General features: G+C 72.4%; 20 protein-coding genes. 10 read left to right on the plus strand and 10 right to left on the minus strand.

What is annotated here, in order from left to right; genetic code table 11:
* The first annotated feature begins 211 nt into the window (after nt 1-211).
* Nucleotides 212-1,273 (plus strand): 2,3-butanediol dehydrogenase, encoded by a 1,062-nt coding sequence (locus N8K70_RS01430; protein WP_317139834.1) that lies wholly within the window; start codon nt 212-214, stop codon nt 1,271-1,273.
* A gap of 92 nt (nt 1,274-1,365) precedes the next feature.
* The gene (locus tag N8K70_RS01435; protein ID WP_317139835.1) at nt 1,366-1,617 is read left to right on the plus strand and encodes a hypothetical protein; all 252 of its coding nucleotides are present in this window, start codon (nt 1,366-1,368) and stop codon (nt 1,615-1,617) included.
* Nucleotides 1,618-1,645: 28 nt separating this feature from the next.
* Here the strand turns inward: N8K70_RS01435 and N8K70_RS01440 are convergent, their stop codons facing one another.
* Nucleotides 1,646-2,449: an LLM class flavin-dependent oxidoreductase gene (locus N8K70_RS01440; RefSeq protein WP_317139836.1), complete on the minus strand. Its 804-nt coding sequence runs from the start codon at nt 2,447-2,449 to the stop codon at nt 1,646-1,648.
* Nucleotides 2,450-2,656: 207 nt separating this feature from the next.
* Here N8K70_RS01440 and N8K70_RS01445 point away from each other — a divergent pair, with 207 nt between their 5' ends.
* Nucleotides 2,657-3,472 carry a hypothetical protein gene (locus N8K70_RS01445; RefSeq protein ID WP_317139837.1) on the plus strand — a complete coding sequence of 272 codons (816 nt, stop codon included), beginning with the start codon at nt 2,657-2,659 and terminating at the stop codon, nt 3,470-3,472.
* 125 nt (nt 3,473-3,597) lie between these two features.
* On the plus strand, nt 3,598-4,983 hold the full coding sequence (locus N8K70_RS01450; RefSeq protein ID WP_317139838.1) for a glycine--tRNA ligase: 1,386 nt from the start codon (nt 3,598-3,600) through the stop codon (nt 4,981-4,983).
* A 296-nt stretch (nt 4,984-5,279) separates the two neighbouring features.
* Here N8K70_RS01450 and N8K70_RS01455 read toward each other — a convergent pair whose 3' ends face one another.
* The 3 genes from N8K70_RS01455 to N8K70_RS01465 all read right to left on the minus strand — a co-directional run bounded on the left by N8K70_RS01455 (nt 5,280) and on the right by N8K70_RS01465 (nt 7,871).
* Nucleotides 5,280-5,819 carry a cysteine hydrolase family protein gene (locus N8K70_RS01455; RefSeq protein ID WP_317139839.1) on the minus strand — a complete coding sequence of 180 codons (540 nt, stop codon included), beginning with the start codon at nt 5,817-5,819 and terminating at the stop codon, nt 5,280-5,282.
* 359 nt (nt 5,820-6,178) lie between these two features.
* Complete coding sequence (locus N8K70_RS01460; RefSeq protein ID WP_317139840.1) at nt 6,179-7,468, minus strand: MFS transporter; 1,290 nt, start codon at nt 7,466-7,468, stop codon at nt 6,179-6,181.
* 100 nt (nt 7,469-7,568) lie between these two features.
* Complete coding sequence (locus N8K70_RS01465) at nt 7,569-7,871, minus strand: hypothetical protein (RefSeq protein WP_317139841.1); 303 nt, start codon at nt 7,869-7,871, stop codon at nt 7,569-7,571.
* Nucleotides 7,872-8,084: 213 nt separating this feature from the next.
* Between N8K70_RS01465 and N8K70_RS01470 the strand changes: the two genes are divergently transcribed.
* Nucleotides 8,085-9,362 (plus strand): aminotransferase family protein, encoded by a 1,278-nt coding sequence (locus N8K70_RS01470; protein WP_317139842.1) that lies wholly within the window; start codon nt 8,085-8,087, stop codon nt 9,360-9,362.
* Nucleotides 9,359-10,852 carry an NAD-dependent succinate-semialdehyde dehydrogenase gene (locus tag N8K70_RS01475; protein WP_317139843.1) on the plus strand — a complete coding sequence of 498 codons (1,494 nt, stop codon included), beginning with the start codon at nt 9,359-9,361 and terminating at the stop codon, nt 10,850-10,852. Before N8K70_RS01470 ends, N8K70_RS01475 begins: the two co-directional genes overlap by 4 nt.
* Before the next feature lie 27 nt (nt 10,853-10,879).
* On the opposite strand, the gene N8K70_RS01480 is transcribed toward N8K70_RS01475, so the two are convergent.
* Nucleotides 10,880-11,620 carry a GntR family transcriptional regulator gene (locus N8K70_RS01480; protein WP_317139844.1) on the minus strand — a complete coding sequence of 247 codons (741 nt, stop codon included), beginning with the start codon at nt 11,618-11,620 and terminating at the stop codon, nt 10,880-10,882.
* A 150-nt stretch (nt 11,621-11,770) separates the two neighbouring features.
* On the opposite strand from N8K70_RS01480, the gene N8K70_RS01485 reads away from it, so the two are divergent.
* The 4 genes from N8K70_RS01485 (at nt 11,771) to N8K70_RS01500 (ending at nt 16,100) form a co-directional block, all read left to right on the plus strand.
* A complete protein-coding gene (locus tag N8K70_RS01485; protein WP_317139845.1) occupies nt 11,771-11,989 on the plus strand; it encodes a heavy-metal-associated domain-containing protein in 219 nt (72 codons plus the stop codon).
* Nucleotides 11,986-12,936, plus strand: a complete 951-nt coding sequence (locus N8K70_RS01490) for a heavy-metal-associated domain-containing protein (RefSeq protein ID WP_317139846.1) — start codon at nt 11,986-11,988, stop codon at nt 12,934-12,936. The genes N8K70_RS01485 and N8K70_RS01490 overlap by 4 nt, the downstream gene beginning before the upstream one ends.
* 45 nt (nt 12,937-12,981) lie before the next feature.
* Nucleotides 12,982-15,261, plus strand: a complete 2,280-nt coding sequence (locus N8K70_RS01495; protein ID WP_317139847.1) for a heavy metal translocating P-type ATPase — start codon at nt 12,982-12,984, stop codon at nt 15,259-15,261.
* 101 nt (nt 15,262-15,362) lie between these two features.
* On the plus strand, nt 15,363-16,100 hold the full coding sequence (locus N8K70_RS01500; RefSeq protein WP_317139848.1) for a GntR family transcriptional regulator: 738 nt from the start codon (nt 15,363-15,365) through the stop codon (nt 16,098-16,100).
* Here N8K70_RS01500 and N8K70_RS01505 read toward each other — a convergent pair.
* The 5 genes from N8K70_RS01505 to N8K70_RS01525 form a co-directional block, all read right to left on the minus strand.
* The gene (locus N8K70_RS01505) at nt 16,081-17,556 is read right to left on the minus strand and encodes an aldehyde dehydrogenase family protein (protein WP_317139849.1); all 1,476 of its coding nucleotides are present in this window, start codon (nt 17,554-17,556) and stop codon (nt 16,081-16,083) included. The genes N8K70_RS01500 and N8K70_RS01505 overlap by 20 nt on opposite strands.
* A gap of 16 nt (nt 17,557-17,572) precedes the next feature.
* The gene (locus tag N8K70_RS01510) at nt 17,573-18,886 is read right to left on the minus strand and encodes an NAD(P)/FAD-dependent oxidoreductase (protein WP_317139850.1); all 1,314 of its coding nucleotides are present in this window, start codon (nt 18,884-18,886) and stop codon (nt 17,573-17,575) included.
* Between the two features lie 2 nt (nt 18,887-18,888).
* Complete coding sequence (locus tag N8K70_RS01515; RefSeq protein WP_317139851.1) at nt 18,889-19,557, minus strand: haloacid dehalogenase type II; 669 nt, start codon at nt 19,555-19,557, stop codon at nt 18,889-18,891.
* A gap of 64 nt (nt 19,558-19,621) precedes the next feature.
* Nucleotides 19,622-21,442 (minus strand): ABC transporter permease subunit, encoded by a 1,821-nt coding sequence (locus N8K70_RS01520; protein ID WP_317139852.1) that lies wholly within the window; start codon nt 21,440-21,442, stop codon nt 19,622-19,624.
* Between the two features lie 33 nt (nt 21,443-21,475).
* On the minus strand, nt 21,476-22,993 hold the full coding sequence (locus N8K70_RS01525; RefSeq protein ID WP_317139853.1) for an ABC transporter substrate-binding protein: 1,518 nt from the start codon (nt 22,991-22,993) through the stop codon (nt 21,476-21,478).

Raw genomic sequence — 22,993 nt, forward strand, 5'->3', positions numbered from 1 at the left:
GGCGACGGTGAGTCCGAGCGGGTGTCTTCTCGTGCGACGTCTCCGGGGATCGTCGTCGTCGCTCACCTGTCAACCCTATCGGCGGGCGGGGACACGGGCGCCGTGTCGGGCGTCCGGCCCGGGCCGGGGGACGGAACTAGACTCGGAACCGGGTTCGGCGCATCGGCGAAGGGCGCGGGACCGCCGCATCCCCCTCACGAAGGAGCAGAAGATGAAGGCCGCGCGGTATCACGATCGCAAGGACATCCGGATCGAGGACATCCCGGAACCCGAGCTGAGACCCGGCGCCGTGGCGATCGACGTCGCCTGGTGCGGGATCTGCGGCACGGACCTGCACGAGTACCTGGACGGCCCCATCTTCGTCCCGCCGGCCGGGCACCCGCATCCGATCTCCGGCGAGTCCGCGCCCGTCGTCATCGGTCACGAGTTCTCCGGAACGATCACCGCCCTGGGAGAGGGCGTCTCGGATCTCGAGGTCGGCCAGAACGTCGTCGTCGAGCCCTACATCATCGCCGCCGACGTCGACACGAGCCCAGGGCAGAGCTATCACCTCTCGAAGGACATGAACTTCATCGGCCTCGGCGGTCGCGGCGGCGGGCTCTCGGAGAAGATCGTCGTCGAGCGGCGCTGGGTGCACCCGATCGGTGACATCCCCCTCGACCAGGCGGCGCTCATCGAGCCGCTCTCGGTGGGCCACCATGCGTTCGTCCGTTCCGGCGCGAAGGCCGGGCAGGTCGCGCTCGTCGGAGGAGCGGGCCCGATCGGCCTGCTCACCGCGGCCGTGCTGAAGGCCGAGGGTCTCACGGTCTACATCTCCGAGCTCTCCGAGGCGCGCAAGGCCAAGGCGAGGGAGACCGGGGTCGCCGACGAGGTCTTCGATCCCCGTGACGGCGACGTCGCCGCACGGGTGCGCGAGCTCACCGGCGGCGAGGGCGCGGACGTCGCCTTCGAGTGCTCGTCCGTCCCGGTCGTGCTCGACACGCTGATCGACGCCGTGCGGCCGGGAGGCGTGGTGGTGAACGTCTCGATCTGGGGGCACAAGCCCGAGGTCGACCTGCCGAAGATCGTGCTCAAGGAGGTCGACCTGCGCGGCACCATCGGCTACGCCGGCGACCATCCCGAGACGATCGCGCTGGTGCAGAGCGGCAGGATCGATCTCGCTCCCTTCATCACCGGCCGCATCACGCTGGACACCCTCGTCTCCGAGGGGTTCGACGAGCTCATCGAGAACAACGAGCACCACGTCAAGATCATCGTGGACCCTCGCGCCTGAGCCTCCTCCCCGCCGGGAGCCCGACGCAGGCTCCGGCGGGGACGGAGCGGACCGACGAGGTCGAGCGGCCGACGCGGAGGAGGCGCTCGAGGATGCCGCTGTCCTGGAGGGCGGACGCCTGGATGCTCGAGCGCGACGACCCCGCCCCGATCCGCGTGCGGACCGGGGAGTTCTCACCGGAGCGGGTGCGCGCCGACGGCTCGCTCGAGCCCGGTCGCGTCGTCGTGAAGACCGACGACCTCGGCGCGGTCGACGTGCCATATCAGCTGCTCACGCCGCCCTGGCCGCCTCCGGCCGGGCTGCGGCCGATGCGTCCGGGCGAGGGCGGGCGCCCGTGGGGATGAGCCGACGCGTGTCGGCGACGGTCTCCTCTCAGCGCGGCAGCGCGTCGAGGAGCGGGCGCGGGTCGGGGGCGTCGGCGGGGGCCTGGACGGCGACGGCGTCGGCGCCCGCGTCGACGAGCTCGGCGATGCGGTCGGCGATGCGCGACGCCGGAGCATCTGATCGCGGGTCGACCTCGGCGAAGACGCGGACGCGCGTCCTGCCCGGGCGCCCGGACTCCGCCCGGCCTTCGTCGACGATGACGCGTGCGGCGCGCACGGCCGCCGCGTCGTTCACGGAGTCGAGGAGCACGCTGTCTCCTAGTTCTCCCGCCAGGCGCAGCGTCTGGGGACGGGTCGCGCCGATCGCGATCTCCGGCGCGGATGCCGGAGGCCAGCCGAGCGCGACGCGGTCGAGCTTCACGTATCGTCCGTCGGCGTCGGCCGTGTCGCCGTCGAGCAGTGAGCGCACGGCCGTCACATACTCCCGCAGGAGGGTGAGGGGCGAGGCGACGCGCGCGCCGACCTGCCCCATCCAATCGAGCACGCCGTGACCGAAGCCCGCCACGAGGCGGCCGGGTGCGAGGCGTTCGATGGTGGCGAGCTCCATCGCAGCGAGAGCGGGATTGCGCAGCGGCACGGGGAGCAGCCCGATGCCCACCTTCAGCCGTTCGGAGGAGAGGAGCGCGGCGGTCGCGCTCGTGAGACCGCCTTCGAGGAAGCAGTCCTCCCAGAGCCACAGCTCTGCGATGCCCGCCGCCTCGGCCTCGCGCGCCACGGACGGCAGGTCCTCTGGCGGCGACTGCGGACGGAAGACGATGCCGACGGTGGGCGGCGGTGCCGATGTCTCTGTCATGAGCCCATGGTCGCAGCCGCCTCCGACGTCGAGACGGGCTCGCGGCGTCCGACCGCCGTGTCATCCTTGTCGCGTGACGACAGATCCTGCCGACGGCATGGGCGCGGGGAGACCGGGCCGAAGCGTGGAGAGCGAGGCCGGGGGTCTCGTCCCGCCGCGACGGCCCGGCGCCGGGCTCGCGAGGGCCGCCGCGACGGAGGCGGCGAGGTGAACGGCGCGCGCCGCGTGCAGCCGGTGCTCGCGAGCGCGATGGTGCTTGCGCTCTCCGGGTGCGCCGCGGCGGAGACCCCCGCGACCTTCGAGGAGCTGTGCGCGGCCGACGTCGTCGAGCGCTGCGACGGGACGACGGTCATCGTCACCGACGAGGCGACGGACGACGAGATCGTGGTGTTCGCGCAGGAGGTGCTCGACGCCGCGGAGGCGGAAGGCGCGCGAGTCGTCCTGAGCCGCGAGCGCCCGTGGCTCTCGGAGGACCCGGCGCCGGCGCCGTGGTCTCTGGAGATCTCCCCCGGCGACGACGGGGAGGACGTCGTCGCGTCGCTCGAGAGCATGCTGCTGGCCGCGGCGATGCCCGACATCGTCTCGTACAGCGTCGTCCAGGGGTGGACCTACGTCACGGTCACGGACATCGATCGATTCGCCGCCGTCTTCCAGGAGCTGTCTGGGCGAGACGAGTTCGCAGACGGCGCGACCTACACGCTGTCGTCGGGGGAGCGCCTGCGCATCGTGCACGTGCCGTCGCGCACGTCCGACGAGGCGATCCTCGAGATCGTCGACATCGCTCGCCGCCTGCCGGAGGCCGAGGTGCTGCTCGACACGTTGACGACTCCCGGGAACCAATGGCCGCGGCTCTATGTCTCCGGTCTCACGGCCGAGGAGGTCGGCGAGCTCGACGCCGCTCTGAGCGATCCGCGCTGGGCCGACGCGGACGTCGAGGGGTATCCGCTCGAGTACGTGCTCGGAGCCGCCGGTCCCGACGGCACGACGTACACGACGGGCACGTTCGGAGACGTGCCGTCCTGACCGTCGCGGCCGCCTCCGCGCAGGCTCGCGACGGCGGCCGCGACTAGACTTGCTGCCATCCGCGTTCCCGTCTCCGGGAACCGCGCTGCGCGCATCCTCACCCCTTTCCGACCATTGGAGCCACCGTGGCCGAGCAGTCCCGCCTCGACAAAGTCATCGCCCTCGCCCGCCACCGCGGGTTCGTGTTCCAAGCGGGCGAGATCTACGGAGGCTCGAGGTCTGCGTGGGACTACGGCCCCCTCGGCACGGAGCTGAAGGAGAACATCCGCCGTCAGTGGTGGCAGACGTTCGTCCGCGGCCGCGGTGACATGGTGGGCCTCGATTCCTCGGTCATCCTGCCCACCAAGGTGTGGGAGGCGTCCGGTCACGTCGCGACGTTCAGCGACCCGCTCGTCGAGTGCCTGCAGTGCCACAAGCGCCACCGCGAGGACCACCTCGTCGAGGCGTACGAGGCGAAGAAGGGCCGTGCCCCCGAGAACGGGCTCGCCGACATCGCCTGCCCCGACTGCGGCACGCGCGGCCAGTGGACGGAGCCCCGCTCCTTCTCCGGCCTCATGAAGACCTACGTGGGCGTCGTCGACGACGAGTCGGGGCTGCACTACCTGCGCCCCGAGACCGCTCAGGGCATCTTCGTGAACTTCGCCAACGTCGTCACGGCGGCCCGCAAGAAGCCGCCGTTCGGCGTCGGCCAGGTGGGCAAGGCGTTCCGCAACGAGATCACGCCCGGCAACTTCATCTTCCGCACGCGCGAGTTCGAGCAGATGGAGATCGAGTTCTTCGTGCCCCCGGCCGAGGCGGGGGAATGGTTCGAGCACTGGGTGGACGCCTGCTGGAACTGGTTCGTCGACCTCGGCATCGACCCCGACAACATGCGGAGGCTCGACGTGCCCGACGGCGAGCGCGCCCACTACTCCGACCGCACGATCGACGTCGAGTACGCGTTCGGCTTCGCGGGCAAGGGATGGGGCGAGCTCATGGGCATCGCGAACCGCACCGACTTCGACCTGTCGAACCACATCCAGCAGTCCGGTTCCAACCTGTCGTTCTTCGACCAGGCGTCGGGCGAGAAGTACGTGCCGTACGTCATCGAGCCCTCGTTCGGCCTCACCCGCTCGATGATGGCGTTCCTCGTCGACTCGTACCGCGAGGAGGAGGTGCCCAACGCCAAGGGCGGCGTCGACACCCGGACGGTGCTCAAGCTGGACCCCCGCCTCGCCCCCGTCAAGGCCGCCGTGCTGCCGCTGTCGCGCAACGAGCGCCTCTCGCCGCTGGCCCGAGAGGTCGCCGACGAGCTGCGCGCCTCGTGGAACGTCGACTTCGACGACGCCGGGGCGATCGGCCGCCGCTACCGTCGTCAGGACGAGATCGGCACGCCGTTCTGCGTGACGGTCGACTTCGACTCCCTCGACGACCGCGCCGTCACGGTGCGCGACCGCGACACCATGGCCCAGGAGCGCGTGCCGCTCGACGGCCTCCAGCCCTACCTCGCCGAGCGCCTCCGCGGGGCCTGAGGGTCTTCGAACGCCCCGCCCCGGTCATCCGGCGCGACGCTCATCCGGGGGTCTGAGCGCGACCTCGGGGCGTGGGCCGACGGCTCGCCCAGGGGATCGGCACTCCTGCTTCTTCTCGCGTGACAGATCGTCCGATTCCGGCGGGACCGTCGGCTGCGGCTCCGCGAGCCGTGCTTTCCGGTCGAGGACAGCAGGATCTCCCGCGCCGTCTTCGAGGGACTGACCTTCGCCGGACGCATCGTTGTCGCGGCGCGGGAACGACTGCCCTCACGTGCCTGAGGGCATGCTCCGGCGGGTCAGGCGAACGCCGTCGCCCGCGTGGCGATGCGTGCGAACCGGCCGGCGAGCGCGAACTCCGTGCGTTCGAGGACAGCATGCACGGCGAGAACGTCTCCCGTGTCGGGCCGTGTGATCGGGAACGTCGCCGTCGCCTCGGTGACGAACGTCACGTCGTAGCCGAGGTCGGCGGCGACGCGCGCTGTCGTCTCGCAGCACTGCTCGGTCTGGATCCCCGACACGACGACTCTCCGGATGCCCTGCTGCTGCAGGTGCTGCCCGAGGCCCGTCGTCGTGAACGCGTTGCGGGACGTCTTCGTGAAGGTCGCCTCGCCGGGGCGGGGTTCCAGCCCCTCGACGAGGCGGACATGCCCCTGCGCGGGGTCGAAGACGTCGTCGGATCCGGGCTCGGCGTGCAGGATCCACACGACCTCATGACCGAGCTCACGCGCTCGCCCGACCAGCTCGCCGACATGCGCGACGATGTCGGGATCACTGACCTCTGCCCAGATCGGACGCTGACGAAACGACTCCTGCACATCGATGACGAGAAGAGCCATGCCGGATGCCGGGACTGGGCTGGAGGAGAGGGCCATGGCATCGATCATCGCGCCGTCGTCGGGCATCCGCCAGGCGTCATCCGGACGACGGGCGGAGCGATCCTGCCATGTGCGGAATGCCGGCGCCTGGTCACCGCCCGGTCTCCGCCGTGACCGTGCGCGAGCGACTCCATGCAGCGATCCGTCGTCGCACCGCATGGCAGCCGGACAGGGCCGCATCCGCCGAGTGCGGCTCTGTCGCACAGGGGAGAGCGCGTCGTGGGCATGGCTTCGAGAGCCGGAACGTCCCCGGCCGGGTGGCAACGCGGAACGGTCCGCGCCATGGCCCAGGAGCGCGTGCCGCTCGACGGCCTCCGGTCCTACCTCGCCGGGCGCCTCCGCGGCGCCTGAGGGTCTTCGGCGCCGGCCTCTCGTCGGCGCCGCCCGCGGGCGATGACCGCGGCCGTCGCGCCGAGCCCGGCGAGCAGCAGGGATGCGGCCAGCACGACGCTGAAACCTCCGGCCGAACCGAACTCGTCCGACAGGACGCCGGACATCGCCGCGCCCGCGCCCAACCCGACGACGGTGCCGCTCGCCGTGAAGGTCATGGTGATCCCGCCCTTGCCGAGCTCGGTCACCGATCCGGCGACGCTGAAGATCGTGAGCAGGAGAGGGCCCTGGAAGGCGCCGGCGACGACTGCGGAGAGAACGACCAGGGGAACGTCGTCGGAGAGGAGCATGAGCGCGGCGCCGCCCGCCATGCCCGCCGCAGCGACGCACCATCGGGTCCACGGACCCACCGAGGCCGGTATCGCGACCATCGACATCGTGGTGACGGCCGACCCGAGCGCCATCGCCGCATAGAGAAGCGCCCCGGACCCGGGGACGCCCGCCTGCTCGGCGAAGGCCGTGAGCCCGGTCTGGCTGCCGGCGAAGAAGAAGCCCATCGAGAGCATTCCCGCGAACGCCACCGCGATGAGCATGCGCCGTCGAAGCCGCGACGAGCCGGAGGGGCGAGCCTGGCCGTCGCCCGCGACGGCGCGCGTGGCGCGTCGTCGCGGCACCATGCGATGGCTGGGGTGCACCGCGAACCAGGTGGCGAAGACGGCGACGAGCGCGCCGGCGGCGAGCACGGCGAGGCGGGGGTCGGCGATCACGGCGATGAGGCCGACGAACGCCGGGCCGAAGATGTACACGATCTCGTCCACGACGCCCTCGAACGCGAAAGCGGTCGGCACGTGGCCGGGCGCGATCGCGAGCCACCGCGCGCGGGAGAACGCTCCGACCTGAGGCAGGGTGAACCCGGCGAGCGCGGCGAGGATCACGGACACGGTGTCGGGGAGAAGGCCGATCCCGAGCGTGAACGCACCCAGAGCGGTGACGTGCAGCGCGACGGCCGTCAGGAGGACCGTGCGCTGACCCCAGCGATCGGCGAGGGCGCCTCCCGCCGGAGCGCCGATCGCCTGGCCCAGCGCCGCTGCGGCGGCGGCGAACCCGCCGGTGCTGATCGAGCCGGTCGCCGACGAGGCGAGCGTCAGGATCGCGAGCGGGATCATCGACATCGGCAGACGGCCGAGGGCGGCTGCGGCGAGATAGCTCCCGCCGGCGATGCGGGGAAGGACGCGGTAGGAGGACAGCCCCACGCGGGGCGTCGACGAGGTATCGGTCACAGGGCGCTCTCTCACCGCGCGTCCCCCCACCCGGATCGCGCTCGTCACCCTACGAAGATGCGAATCTCGCACCGGCGAGCCTAGCAGGCTCCGCGCGCGCTCAGTCCTCCGTCGGTCCGAGGTCGGCGTCGGCGACGAAACGGACGCACGCCGTGGGAGCGCCGTCGAGCTCGAGCACCACCAGCTCGTTCGTGCCGGGGCGCAGGACCGGCCCCGGCAGGTAGAGCGTCCGCTGGGGCGGCCGCGACCAGTAGCGACCCAGACAGAAGCCGTTGACCCAGACGATGCCCTTGCCCCACCCCGTGGTGTCGAGGAAGCGGTCCCGCGCGTCGGGAGCGGAGAACTCCGCACGGGCCAGGGTGAGACCCGGCAGCCGAGCCGGTGATGCCGTCCCGGACGGCATGCGCGTGGCGAGAGCGGCCAGGTCGCGCTCGCGCAGCGCGACGGTCCCCCATCCCTCCAGCGGGTCGCCGTCCAGACGCGAGGAGAAGGCCGTCTCTCTCGTGGCGATCGGAGCGGTCCGGCCGTCCTGCTTCCTTGGATCGTAGTATTGCCCTACAATCCAAGGACCAACGAGGAGGCGTCGCCGCCCCTCCGGCCCGAGGAGATGACGAACGTGAACGACGCAGCCCGCACCGGCCCCGCGCTCTGGAGCGCGCAGGCCCACATGCCGTCCGTGCTCGGCCGGCAGATCGTCGTCACCCGCGGCGAGGGGAACTACGTCCACACGACCGACGGGCGGCGGCTCTTCGACGGGACCGCCGGCCTGTGGCACGCCAACATCGGTCATGGTCGCGCCGAGATGGCGGAGGCGGCGGCCGAGCAGATGGCGAGGCTCGAGACCTATCACGTCTTCGGGCGCTACCTGAACGACAGGGCGGTCGAGCTCGCCGAGCGCGTCCGCGACCTGTCGCCCGTCGCCGACTCCAAGGTCATCCTGAACAGCGGCGGCTCCGATGCCGTCGACGTTGCCCTCAAGCTCGCACGCCGCTACTGGCAGCTCCTCGGTCGCACGGAGAAGACCGTGATCCTCAGCCGCGACCTCTCCTATCACGGGCTGCACGCGTACGGCACGTCCGTCGCCGGCATCGACGTCAACCGGGAGGGCTACGGCACCGAGTCGCTCGTCGCCGACACCGCGCGGTTCGACACCCGCGACATCGAGAAGGTGCGCCGCACGGTGGCGGGGATCGGCCCCGAGCGCATCGCCGCCATCGTCGCCGAGCCGATCCAGGGCACGGGCGGCGTCATCCCGCCCGAGCCCGGCTACCTGGAGGGCCTGCAGCGGATCGCCGACGAGAACGACATCCTGCTCGTCCTCGACGAGGTCATCACGGGGTTCGGGCGCACGGGGCACTGGTTCGCGACCGAGCGCTACGGGCTGCGTCCGCACATCATCGCGATGGCGAAGGGCATCTCGTCGGGATACTCCGCCGTCGGCGGCGCCGTCGTCGCCCCCGAGGTGTGGGAGCCGTTCTACGAGTCGGGCGGGCCCGTCTACCGTCACGGCACGACGTACTCCGGTCACGCGACCTCGGCGGCCGTCGCCCTCAAGAACCTCGAGATCATCGAGCGCGAGGGGCTGATCGGACGGGTGCGCGAGCTCGAGGGCGTCCTCTCCGCCGAGCTGGGCTCGATCTCCTCGGATCCGCGCATCGCCGAGACGCGCGTGGCCGGATTCCTCGGCGGCATCGAGCTGCGTCCCGAGTACCCGGCCGAACGGGTGGCGGACGAGATGCTCGAGCAGGGCTGGATCGCGCGACCTCTGCGAGGCAACGTGGTGCAGGTGAGCCCGCCGTTCACGACGACCGACGACGAGGTGCGCGGGATCGTCGCCGCGGCCGTGTCCGCGCTCGACGTCGTCGCGCCGGTCGACCTGGCGATGGCGCGATGACGTCGCTCGTCGCCCCGGCACCCGTCCGCACCGTCGACGCGGCGGTGCGCGAGCGCACCGACAGGGCTCTCGCGAGCGTCGTCGTCGACCGTCTCGACCTCGGACCGCGCGCGACCTTCGCGGTGCGCGACCCGGCGACCGAGGGCGTCATCGCGACGCTGCCCGACCACACGACGGCCGACGCGCTCGTGGCGCTCGAGCGGGCCGACCGCGCGGGCGCCGCATGGGCGCGGACGACGTCCCGCCACCGCTCCGACGTGCTGCACCGGGCGTACGGCATGCTCGTCGATCAGCGCGACCGCCTCGCGGCCGTGATCACCCGCGAGATGGGCAAGCCGCTCGCCGAGGCCTACGGCGAGGTGCAGTACGCGGCCGACTACGTGCGCTGGTACGCGGAGGAGGCGCTGCGTCCCGCCGGGGGCTACCGCGAGAGCCCCGCGGGCGGATCGACCATCCTCACCACGCGCGCCCCCGTGGGCACGGCCCTGCTCATCACGCCGTGGAACTTCCCCATGGCGATGGCGACGCGCAAGATCGCGCCCGCGATCGCGGCGGGCTGCGGCGTCGTCGTCAAGCCTGCGGCGCTCACGCCGCTCACGACCCTCGTCGTCGCGGAGATCCTCGTCGCGGCGGGCGTGCCGGACGAGCTCGTGCAGGTGGTGACGACGACGGACGCCGCGGGTCTCAGCTCGACCCTGATGGCGGACGGGCGCGTGCGGAAGGTCTCGTTCACGGGTTCGACGGGCGTCGGCGGCGTGCTGCTGCGACAGGCGGCCGAGCACGTGGTCAAGAGCTCGATGGAGCTCGGCGGCAACGCGCCGCTGCTCGTCTTCGACGACGCCGACCTCGAGCGGGCCGTCGAGGGCGCCGTGATCGCGAAGCTCCGCAACGGCGGCCAGTCGTGCGTGGCGGCCAACCGCATCCTCGTGCAGGACGGCATCGCCGACGCCTTCGCGGAGGGCTTCGCCGAGCGGATGGCCGAGACCGTCGTGGGAAACGGGCTGGCCGACGGCGTCGCCCTCGGGCCCGTCATCGACGAGCGCGCCGTCAGCGGCTTCGTGCGCCTCGTCGACGACGCCGTGGCGAAGGGCGCGCGCCTGCGTCTCGGCGGGGCGGCGCTCCCGGGCGAGGGGCACTTCTTCGAGCCGACGGTGCTCGACGGCGTCCCCGACGACTCCGACATCGCCGGCACCGAGATCTTCGGCCCCGTCGCGGCCATCGCGCGCTTCGCGACGGAGGACGAGGGCGTCGCCCGCGCGAACGGCACGCCCTTCGGCCTCGCGAGCTACGTCTTCACGGAGAGCCTCGATCGCGCGCTCGGCGTCGCCGACCGGCTCGATGCGGGGATGGTCGGCGTCAACCAGGGCATCGTCTCGAACGTCGCAGCGCCCTTCGGCGGCGTGAAGGCGTCGGGACTCGGGCGGGAAGGCGGGTCCGAGGGGCTCGAGGAGTACCAGGAGGTCCGCTTCTACAACGTCGCGCGCCGGTGACGCCCACGTCCCGCAACCGGAGGCGGCTCACGCGTCGGCGGCGTCCGCGAGGATCTCCCTGATCCGTTCGTGGTTCTCGCGAAGGTGGTCGAGCACGGTCGCACGGGCGCGGGACGCGTCGCCGGAGGCGATCGCCTCGAGGAGCGCGCGGTGCTGCGGCACGACAAGCTCGTCGGCCCTGCGGTGCTCGTCGTCCGTGTACGAGAGCAGCAGCAGGTAGTAGCCCATCTCGGTCGTGATCGTGCGGTAGAACGCGTCGATGCGCCGGCTGCCGAGCATCGCGACGATCTCGGCGTGGAACGCCATGTCGGCGGCGACGAGATCGCGGGGGCCGCCGCTGTGCGCGGCCTCCGCGAGCGTCGCGAACGCCGCGCGCAGTCGCGCGCCGCTCTCGGCGCTCGCGGGGGCGACGACGGCCGCGCCCTCGAGATGCGTCCGCGCGCGATAGAGGTCGTCGAGCTCGTCGAGCGACGGCGTCGCGACGACCGCGCCGCGGTGCATCTCGTATCGGACGAGGCGGCTCTGCTCGAGCAGGCGGATGCCCTCGCGCACGGAGTTGCGCGAGTAGCCGAGCGACGACGTGAACGCGCTCTCGGTCAGCCTCTCTCCCGCGCGCAGCGTGCCGTCGAGGATGCGGCGGGTGAGCAGCTCGGCGACGTGCTCGGCTGCGCTCGTCCGGGTGAGGTGCAGCGAGGCGGTCGCGTCCGCCGTCCGCTCCGCGGCGTCCTTCCGTGCACGGGATGCCCCGGCACCGGGATCGTTCGTCATCCGCGGAAGGCTATCACCGCGCGCGGGGCTCTCGTGCCCGCGACGACGGGTTGTGCCATATACCCACCCGGGGTATATGGTGGACCGTATCGGGCACCCGAGAGGGTGCCGGGCCGAGCAGATCGGCTCGTCGCGACGGAGGAGGCCACCATGGCGAAGACGACCTACCGGGTCACGGGGATGACGTGCGAGCACTGCGAGCGCGCGGTCGACGGCGAGGTCAGCGCGATCGACGGCGTCGCGGGCGTCGAGGTGAGCGCGGCCACGGGCGTGCTCGTGGTCGACACGGGCGTAGGATCCCCCGCGGACGACGACGCCGTGCTCGCGGCCGTCGAAGAGGCGGGATACGAGGCCGCGCGCGCCGTATGAACACCCCTGCCCGCCTCGGCCTCTACGCGACGGGGCTCGCCGCGGCCTTCGGGGCGGCCTTCCTCGTCGCGGACGCCGTCGTTCCCGCCGACGCCGTCGATGACTGGAACGCGAGCATCGCCGCCCAGGACGGCCACGGCGACGCGGAGGCCGACGACGCCCCGCTCGCGAACGGCGTCTCGCTCGACCGCGAGGGGTACCGGCTCGCGGATGTCGCGGCACCCGGGGAGCCGGGACGGGCGGGCGAGCTCAGCTTCACGGTGGTCGACGCGTCGGGGGCGGCCGTGACCGAGTACGCGGAGTCGCACGAGAAGGACCTGCACCTCGTCGTCGTCCGCGGCGACGGCGCGGAGTTCCGGCACGTGCACCCCGAGATCGGCGCCGACGGGACCTGGTCCCTGCCGTGGACGTGGGAGGCGGCGGGCGGCTACCGGGTGTTCGCCGACTTCGTCCCCGCGGCGCAGGACGAGTCGATCACGCTCACCAGCACGCTCCAGGTCGCGGGGGACTTCGTCCCGCAGGAGATCGCCGGGGAGGTGCGCGAGGCGAGCGTCGACGGATACGACGTGACCCTCGAGGGCGAGCTGCGGGTCGGCGCGTCGTCGGATCTCACGCTCGCCGTCGCGAAGGACGGCGAGCCCGTGACGGAGCTGGAGCCGTACCTCGGCGCGTTCGGGCATCTCGTGGCGCTGCGGTCGGGCGACCTGTCGTACCTGCACGTGCATCCGGAGGGGGCCGACCCCGAGGCCGGCGAGCTCTCGGGCCCCGAGATCGCCTTCGTGTCGGAGGCGCCCACGCCCGGCCGGTACCTGCTCTACTTCGACTTCCAGATCGACGGCGTCGTCCGCAGCGTCCCCTTCCAGGTGGATGCGGGCGACCCCGCGGACGATGGAACCGGCACGGACGGCGAGGCGGAGCACGGGACGGGCGAGGGGCACGAGCGCTGAGGCGCTCGTGGGCGAAGCGGAACACGGAAGAGACGAGGGACGGCGATGTCGATATCCCGGCCAGGGGCGACGACCGGCAGGAGCTACGAGCTCGAGATCGGCGGCATGACGTGCGCCTCGTGCGCGAACCGCATCGAGAAGAGGCTCAACCGCCTCGAAGGCGTCGAGGCGACGGTGAACTACGCCACGGAGAAGGCGAGGGTGCTCGCGGACGAGCGCCTCGACCCGCAGCTGCTCATCGCGGAGGTGGAGAGGACCGGCTACACCGCGGCCCTCCCCGCTGCGAACGACGAGTCCGAGGCGGACGGCGAGGCGCCCGATCCCGAGCTTGCGTCGCTGCGGCAGCGGCTCATCGTCTCGGTCGTGCTCTCGGTGCCCGTCATCGCGATGGCGATGATCCCCGCCCTGCAGTTCACGTACTGGCAGTGGGCGTCCCTCGCGCTCGCCGCCCCCGTCGTGCTGTGGGCCGCGTGGCCGTTCCACCGCGCCGCATGGGCGAACCTGCGCCACGGCGCCGCGACGATGGACACCCTCGTGTCGGTGGGCACGCTGTCCGCCCTGCTCTGGTCGCTCTACGCGCTGTTCTTCGGCACCGCGGGGCAGGCCGGCATGACGCACCCCTTCGAGCTGTCGATCACGCCCTCGGACGGCGCATCGAACATCTACCTCGAGGTCGCCGCGGGCGTGACGATGTTCCTCCTCGGAGGCCGCTACTTCGAGAAGCGCTCCAAGCGCCGCGCGGGGGCCGCTCTGCGGGCGCTCGTCGAGATGGGCGCGAAGGACGTCGCGGTCGTGCGCGGAGGCGCCGAGGTGCGCATCCCGGTCGACCGGCTCTCGGTGGGCGACGACTTCGTCGTGCGCCCCGGGGAGAAGGTGGCCACGGACGGCGTGATCGTCTCCGGGCGGTCGGCGATCGACGCGTCGATGCTCACGGGCGAGTCCGTCCCGGTCGAGGTCGTCGAGGGCGACGCCGTCACGGGGGCCACGGTGAACGCCGGCGGGCGGCTCATCGTGCGCGCGACGCGCATCGGCTCCGACACCCAGCTCGCCCGGATGGCGAGGCTCGTCGAGGACGCCCAGTCGGGCAAGGCCGAGGTGCAGCGTCTCGCCGACAGGGTCTCCGGCGTCTTCGTCCCCGTCGTGATCGCCGTGGCGGTCATGACGCTCGGCGCATGGATCGGCGCGGGCTTCCCCCTGTCGGCGGCCTTCACCGCCACCGTGGCCGTGCTCATCATCGCGTGCCCGTGCGCTCTGGGCCTCGCGACGCCGACGGCTCTGCTCGTCGGCACCGGCCGCGGCGCGCAGCTCGGCATCCTCATCAAGGGCCCCGAGGTCCTGGAGTCCACGCGCAAGGTCGACACCGTCGTGCTCGACAAGACGGGCACGGTCACCACGGGCAGGATGACGGTGGCCGAGGTGGTCACGGCGCCCGGGACCGACCGGGCGCAGCTGCTGCGCCTGGCGGGCGCGATCGAGGACGCGTCCGAGCACCCGATCGCGCAGGCGATCGCCAGGGCGGCGACCGAGGAGGTCGGCCCCCTCCCCGCCGTCGAGGCCTTCCAGAACGTCGAGGGCGAGGGCGTGACGGGCGTCGTCGACGCGCATGCCCTTCTCGTGGGCCGGCCGAGCCTCCTGTCCGACCGGTCGGTCGCGCCCGACGCCGAGGTCGCCGCGGCGCGCGAGCGCGCGGAGGGCGAGGGCAAGACCGCCGTGCTCGTGGCGTGGGACGGCGAGGTGAGGGGGCTCGTCGTCGTCGCGGACCGCGTGAAGGCGACGAGCGCCGAGGCGATCGCGCAGCTCCGGGCGCTGGGCCTCGCTCCCATCCTGCTCACGGGAGACAACGAGACGGTCGCCCGCCGCATCGCGGGGGAGGTCGGGATCGAGCGCGTGATCTCCGAGGTCATGCCCGCCGACAAGGCCGCCACCGTGTCGGCGCTGCAGTCCGAGGGGCACGTCGTCGCGATGGTCGGCGACGGCGTCAACGACGCCGGCGCGCTCGCCCAGGCCGACCTGGGGCTGGCGATGGGCACGGGCGCGGACGTCGCGATCGAGGCGAGCGACATCACGCTCGTCCGTGGCGATCTGCGCAGCGCGGCCGACGCCATCCGGCTCTCCCGCAAGACGCTCGGCACGATCAAGGGCAACCTGTTCTGGGCGTTCGCCTACAACACGGCGGCGATCCCGCTCGCGGCCCTCGGCCTGCTCAATCCTATGCTCGCCGGCGCGGCGATGGCGTTCTCGAGCGTCTTCGTCGTCGGCAACAGCCTGCGGCTCCGCTCGTTCCGGAGCGGGTCGGCAGATCGCGGGTCGTCTCCAGCCGAGTAGCCGCCGGCCGATCGGGCTCCGCCGACGCCCGCGGAATCAGAATTGTCGACAATAGACAATCCTGATAGGATCCCCCTCACGCACTCGATGGAGGGGGACGCATGAGCGGAGTGGAGACGCTGTCGGCGATCAACAGCCGGCCGACCGCGGTGATCATCGCCGACCAGCTGCGCGAGCGCATCATCGACGGCTCGTTCGGGCCCGGAGACCAGATCAACGAGGCGCAGGTCGCCGCCCAGCTGAACGTCTCGCGAGGACCCGTGCGCGAGGGGCTCCATCGCCTCGTGCAGGAGGGCCTGCTGCTGAGCCGGCCGAACCGCGGCGTGTTCGTCCGCGATCTCACGGCCCGCGACGTCGCGGAGGTCTACGAGGCCCGCGAGGTCATCGAGTGCGCGGCCGCGGAGGTCATCACCAGGCGCGCCCTCGACGCGCGGCGCCGGACGGTCGAGCGCCTCACCCCGATCATCGACCGGATGACGCCGTATGCGGACGCGCGAGACTGGCGCGGTCTCGGGCGGATCGATCTCGAGTTCCACACCACGCTCGTCGAGGAGGCGGGCAACACGCGTCTCGTGCGCGCGTACTCGACGCTGGCGACCGAGGCGCTCATCTGCATGTCGCACGCCGACGAGACCTACCCCGATCCCGACCGGGTCGACGCGGACCACCGCGAGATCGCGAGCCTGCTGCGGGACGGCGACATGACGGCCGTGCACCTCGCCCTGCACCGGCATCTGTCGCTCGACAACCACCAGCTGCACGACCACGACGACGACGGCGATCTGCGGCACGGCAGGCCGGAGGAGCGTGCGGCGCCCGTCAGAGCCGGTTCAGGATGACGTTCTTCGGGGCGCTCAGCTCGAGCACGGCGCTCGCGACCCCCTCGCGGCCGACGCCGGACCGCCTGGACCCGCCGAACGGCATGGCGTCGATGCGGAAGTCGCTCGTCTCGTTGACGAGCACGGTGCCGACGCGCAGCCTGGCGGCGGCGTGCATCGCGACGGTGACCGACGCGGTGAACACGCCCGCCTGCAGCCCGTAGTCGGTCGCGTCGGCGCGGGCGATCGCGTCGTCCAGCTCCGTGAACGGCAGGATCGAGACGACGGGGCCGAAGACCTCCTCCTCGAGCACGCGTGCGCCCGCCGGCACGTCGACGAGCACCGTCGGCTCGTGGAACGCCCCGTGGAGGCCGCCCCCCGCGACGATGCGCGCGCCCTGGGCCTCGGCCTCGCGGATCCAGCTCTGGACGCGATCGGCCTCGCGCCGTGAGATGAGCGGGCCCACGTCGGTGGAGGGCGAGCGCTTGGTCCCCACGACGAGCCCGCGGGCGCCTTCGGACACGAGCGCGACGAGCTCGTCGTAGACCGCCGCGTGCGCCAGGACGCGCTGCACCGAGAGGCAGTTCTGCCCCGCGACGCCGAACGCGCCGTCGACGATGCCCGCCGCGGCGGCGGAGACGTCGCCGTCCTCGCACACGATGACGGCGTTGTTGCCGCCGAGCTCCATGAGGGTCTTGCGCGCCCCGGCCGTCGCGGCGATGAGGTCGCCGGTCGCGGGGCCTCCCGTGAACGACACGGCGTCCACGCGACGATCGCGCACGAGCGCCGTGCCGGCCTCGCGATCCGACACCAGCGCGGCCATCCTGCGCGGGGGCATCCCGGCGCGCAGCAGGAGGTCGAGCAGCGCGAGCGCCGACAGCGGCGTCTTCTGCGCGGGCTTGAGGACGACGGCGTTGCCGGCGATGAGGGCGGGGCCGACCTTGTGCGCGACGAGGTTCATCGGGTCGTTGAACGGCGTGATCGCCGCGACGACGCCGAGCGGCTCCCGGCGGTTCCAGCCGATCCGGCCCGCCCCGCGCGCGGTGTCGGCGAACGGCAGGGTCTCGCCCTCCAGCAGGGGAGCGGCCGCGGCCGACAGCCGCAGCGTCTCCGCCGTGCGCGCGACCTCGCGCAGCGCCTCCGTGATCGTCTTGCTGCTCTCCGCCGACAGGATCGCGGCCAGGCGCTCGTGCTCCTCGCGGACGAGCGCCGCGGCGCGCTCGAGCGTCTCGCGGCGCTCCCACAGCTCCCACGCGTCCTCGCGCAGGCTGCGTGAGACGCCGCCGACGGCGGCGTCGACGTCGGCCGGCCCGGCCAGGCGGACCCGGCCCACGACCGAGCCGTCCTCGGGGTCGACGACCTCCAGGGCGAGATCATCGGTCAGCCAGCGGCCGTCCAGATAGCCGCCGCCCGGGATGCCCCCGGTCCCGGCCGCGTCCAGCGCGGGCGGGGCGACGTCGCGGGTGCTCGCGCTCATCTCCACGGTCCCTCTCTCAGCTCAGCTTGTCCTGCAGCCCGTACCAGGCGCCGCCGAGGGGAAGCATCCACGGTGCGCCGTAGTGGCCGGGGATCCACGGGTTCCTCAGATCCCGCCAGACGTTGGCCTCGGGCCGGCCCGACACGACGTCGGCCATGACCTTGCCCATGTAGGTGGCCATCTGCACGCCGTGCCCGGAGTAGCTCGTCGAGTAGAAGAGCCCCCTGTGCTCGCCCGCGTGCACCATCTGGTCCATCGAGATGTCGACGAGCCCGCCCCACATGTAGTCGATCCGGGCCTCCCGCATCTGCGGGAAGACGTGGTGCATCGCGCGGATGAGGATCTCCCCGCTCTTGCGGTCGGAAGACGGGTCTGACTGCGCGAAGCGGGCGCGGCCGCCGAACAGCAGGCGGTTGTCGGGCGTGATGCGGAAGTAGTAGATGAAGTTCTTCGTGTCCGACGCCATCCGGCGGTTCGGCAGCAGCTCGTCGGCGACCGCCTGCGGCAGTGGCTCCGTCACCACGATGAAGCTGCCGACCGGGACGATGCGACGCTGCACCCAGCCGAACGGGCGCCCGGTGTATCCGCTCGTGCCGATGACGACCTTGCCGGCGCGGATCGTGCCCCGCGAGGTCTGCAGGACGTGCGTGGTGCCGTCGCCGATGCGCGTGACGTCGACGACCTCCGCGTTCTCGTGGACGGTGGCGCCGGCCTCGACGGCGAGGCGCGCGAGCTCGTGTCCGAACTTCGCGACGTGCACGCCCGCGCCGAGCGGGTCGACCATGGCGCCGTGGTAGACGTCGGAACCGATCTCGCTGCGGATGCTCTCCCGGTCGACGATCCGCACGGGCTGCCCGACGAGGCGGCGAAGGGCGTCGGCGGTCTGCGTGAGCCCCTCGAAGTGCGACTCCTTCCAGGCGAGGTTCATCTTGCCCGAACGGGCGTAGTCGACGTCCAGGCCGTTCTCGCGCACGATGTCCTCGATGAGGTCGATCGCCCTGTTGTACTCCGTGAAGTACCCGATGGCGCGCTGCTCCCCGTAGCGTCTGAGCGCCTGGCGGAACCCGATCGCGAGGCCCGTCGTCGCCATCCCGCCGTTGCGCCCGGATGCGCCCCAGACGACGGTGTTCGCCTCGAGGACCGCGACGGACCTGCCGGCGCGGGCCGCGTGCAGCGCGGTCGAGAGCCCCGTGAAGCCCGCGCCGACGACGGCGACGTCGACCTCCTTCGGGATGGTCGTCGTGCGGTAGTCGCCGCTGGGGACGGCCGTGTCGAGCCAGTAGGACGTCATCTTCACGTCGGTGCCGACGCGGGTGCCGGAGTCGCTCATGATCAGATCCCCAGAGCCTTGGCGACCTCGTCGAGCGTGTCCATCCGCACGGCGCCGTAGTGGGGGAGGTCGGGGTCGTAGCCGCGGTCGAGGAGCACCTTGTCGCGGATGCCCAGATCGAACGCCGGCATGTGGTCGTAGCGCTGGTGCGACGAGATGTGGAGGAAGTCCTCCGGCGTCGCGTCGAGCGTGTCGAACATGTACTCGAACGCCTGGTACCGCGGCTTGTACGCCTGCGCCTGCTCCGCCGTGAGGACGGCGTGGAAGGGAGCCCCGAGGCGCGGGACGCTCGCGGCGAGGTGGCGGTCGTCGGCGTTCGAGAGGATGACGAGCGGGAAGTGCTCGGCGATCTTCCGGAGCGGCGAGACGACGTCCTCGTGCGCGCCCCACGTGAGCACGGCCGAGGTGAGGGCAGCGATGTCGCCGTCGCGCACCTCGAGGCCGAATCGGGCGCACGTGCGGCGGTACGCCGCCTCGATGATCTCGTCGTACGGCGCGTACTCGAGGACCTGGTCCAGACGGTAGATGCGGAAGCGGTCCATGAAGGCCTCGACGCCGGCCGCATCCAGGCGGTCCGAGATCAGCGGGACGGTCGCTTCGCGGATCCGGAAGGAGATGAGGGTGCCGTAGCAGTCGAAGGAGATGTACCGGGGGCGGAACGTGGGTGTCACGGGGGAGCCTTTCTCGTCGTCAGTCGAGCGTAGGGAGAATGTCGTCGTATTGTCAACAATCCGACTATAAGCGGTCACGCCGGCCGCCTCGACGCCCGCGTCCGCTGCGGAAGTCGACGGTCAGGCTCGACAGCGACACCGCGAAGACCGACAGCAGCGCCAGCGCGCCGGCGGGGACCAGCACGACCAGCGGCGAACGCTCCACGTAGGGCATGCCCTCGGCGAGGATGAGCCCCCAGTCGGGCTGCGGGGGCTGGGGCCCCAGGCCGAGGAACCCCAGGGCGGCGAGAGCCAGCGCGATGCCCGGCAGGCGCAGGGCGGCGTGGCGGAGCACGGGGCCGATCACGCTCGGCAGCACGTAGCGGAGCATCGTCCGCGTCGTGCCGACGCCGAGCACGGGCGCGATCCGCACGTACGGCTGTGCTTTGACCTCGGCGACGAGCGCGGCGGTGTGCGCGGCGAGCGGCGCCCAGCTGACCGCGGTGACCGCGAGGGCCGCGCCGAAGGCCGACGGCCCGAGGACCGCGGAGACGAGGAGGCCGGCGATCACCGGGGGCGCGGCGTTGGTGATCTCGATGGGCCCGGCCGCGAGGTTCGGGAACATGCCGATGAGCAGACCCAGCACGAGGCACGCCACGGCGGCGATCGCGGCCACGCCGATCGTCGTCAGCGCGCCGTGCGAGATGCGGGCCAGCACGTCCCTGCCGCTCGCGTCCGCGCCGAGCGGCAGCTCCCACGTGGGAGGAGCCAGACGCGGGAAGTCGAGCGAGTAGGGGTCGCGCGGCAGGCCCACGAGGATGAGGGCGACGAGGATCGCGAGCGTCGTCGCCGGCAGGATCCAGGCGCTCCGCGGGCTGGGGGCCTGCGGCACCGACGTCGGGAGCGAGCCGGTGCGCAGGGCGGGCCCCAGGAGCACGCGCCGCACGATGCCTGCCCCGACGCCCAGCGCCACGGCCAGCAGCATGAGCAGGATGACGCCCGCCTGCAGCACGGGCAGATCCTGCGATTCGGCCGCGCCGAGGGTCGCACGGCCGATGCCGGGGATCGCGTAGACCTGCTCCACGGCGACGGCGCCCGCAGTGAGCCCCACGAGCACGAGCCCGATCTGCGGGGCGATGCCGGGCAGGGTCCGGCGGATGGCCGCGCCGACGATCCGCCGCCTCGGAAAGCCCGCCACCGTCCACGTGGCCACCCATCGCTCGCCGAACGTCCGCGCCAGGGCGTCCGAGAACAGCCGGCCGACGAACCCACCGGCGGGCAGGCCCATGGCGAGCGCCGGCAGCACGGCGTTCGCCGTGTCCGCCCAGCCGTACGGAGGGAACCACCGCAGCCACACCGCGAAGACGACCAGCAGCAGCGAGGCGAGCAGGAACTCGGGCATCGCCGTGAAGGCCGCTGCGATGCCCCCGCCCGTGCGGTCGCCGCGGCCGTCGAGGCCGCGGCGGAAGGTCGCCGCGCTGAGCCCGGATGCGACGACGAACGCGACGGCGAGCGAGAACAGCATGAGCGTGAGCGAGACCCCGAGCGCCGACAGCATGACGGGGAGGACGGGCTCACGGCTGACCCAGGACACGCCCCAGTCGCCGCGCAGGGCGTTGCCCAGCCAGGCGAAGAACACGCCGAAGGGTCCGGCGCCGAGCCCGAGCTCCTGCCGGACGGCGTCCAGCGCCTCCGGCGTGATGTCGCGCTCGGCGAAGCGGGCGCGGAAGATCGACAGCGCGGGATCTCGGTCGGACAGCCACGGCAGCACGCCCAGCATGAACACGACGACGAGGATCGACGCCGCTCGGGACGCCGCGGGCAGCCACGTGCGCGGCGAGCGGTCCCCCGTGCGTCCGCGACGTGCGCGCTGCAGCATCGGCACGGCCTGTGTCGAGACGACCATCGGCAGTCCTTTCCGGCTCTGTCGGCAGGCGGCTCACGGAGCCGTCGTGTCCTCGGTGATGAGACGGCGCTCGCGCGGATCGCGCAGGGCGCCGGCGACGCCCTCGCCCTCGCCCTGGACGACGCGCTCGTGCAGCAGGGGGGCGAGCGCGTCCGCCTGGAGGATCGCCTCCTCGACCGCGGCGATCGCCTTCTGCCGCTCCTCGCCGGGCTCCGCCGCCGAGGCGGCGGCGATGAGCCGGTCGATCTCGGGGTCGCAGAGCTGCGCGAAGTTGAACGTGCCCGCGCACGAGTAGTCGCTCGTGAGGTAGGCGACGGGGTCGCCCGTCTCGAGCAGCACCGCGCGGGAGAAGATGATCGCGTCGAAGTCGCCCTCGAGCGCGTCCGGCTCGAAGTTGGCGTACTCGCGCACGTCCTGACGCACCTCGAAGCCGGCGGCCTCGAGCTGCTGCTCGACGAGCACGGCGACCTCCGGCAGCTCGGCGCGGTCGGAGTACGTGGCGAGCGTGATGGTGGCGCCGGCGGGGTCGGCGGGGGCGACGGACGACGCGATGTCGCCGCGGACGTCCTCGGCCCACGGGAGGGCGGGGCCGAAGAGCCCTCCCGTGATGTCGGCGTGGCCCTCGTAGACGTTCTCGACGATCGACTCGGGGTCCAGCGCCGCGCGGGCGGCGGCGCGCATCGCCTGGTCGGCGAACACGCCCTCCCCGTTGTTGAAGTAGACGGCGTTCGTGCGGGGCATGGGGACCTCGTGCAGGAGCGCCTGGTCGAGCAGCGCGAGCTGCGAGACGGGGATGGCCTCGACGATGTCGGCGGCGCCGGTGCGCAGCGCCGCGCCTCGGGCCGCGCCGTCGTTGACGTAGGTCACGTCGATGCCGGCCGCCTCCGCGGGGCCGCCCCAGTAGTCGTCGAAGCGCTCGAGGGTCGCCGTCGACGTCCCGCCGATCTCGGTGAGCTCGAACGGGCCCGTGCCCGTGCCCGTGGGGTCGACGGTGCCGTCGTCGCCGTAGGCCGATGCGGCGAGGATCACGAGCTGCGGGCTCGACAGCCGCTGCGGGAGGATCGGGTCGGGGGTCCCCGTGACGATGCGCACCGTCATGTCGTCGACCGCCTCCGCGGTGAGCTCGTATCCGTCGAGCACGCGGGGGCGGGGCGATGCGTGGAGCGCGTTCTGCAGCGCGTTCACCACGGCGGCCGCGTCGAGGGTCGTCCCGTCGTGGAAGAGGACGCCTTCGCGGATCGTGAGATCCCAGGTCGTGTCGTCCGACTGCGTCCAGTCCGTCGCCAGGGCGGGCTGCGCGTCGCCCGCGTCGTCGAGGGAGACGAGCGACTCGACGGTCGACCAGCGGGTGAGCTTGAACGCATCGTCGCTGAGCGGGGTGAGGCCCGATCTCGGCGGCTGCAGCATCGCGAGGGCGATGCGGCCGTCGCCCTCCTCGGGGGAGGGGCCGGCGCCTCCCCCGCCTCCGCTGAAGCAGCCGGTGAGGACGAGAGCCGCCGTGAGGGCGACGGCGCCCAGCGTGCTCGTGCGGCGCGTGTTCGTGCGATTCAT

Origin of the sequence: Microbacterium sp. AB, from assembly GCF_032878875.1 — a bacterium.
GTDB classification, from domain to species: Bacteria; Actinomycetota; Actinomycetes; order Actinomycetales; family Microbacteriaceae; genus Microbacterium; species Microbacterium betulae.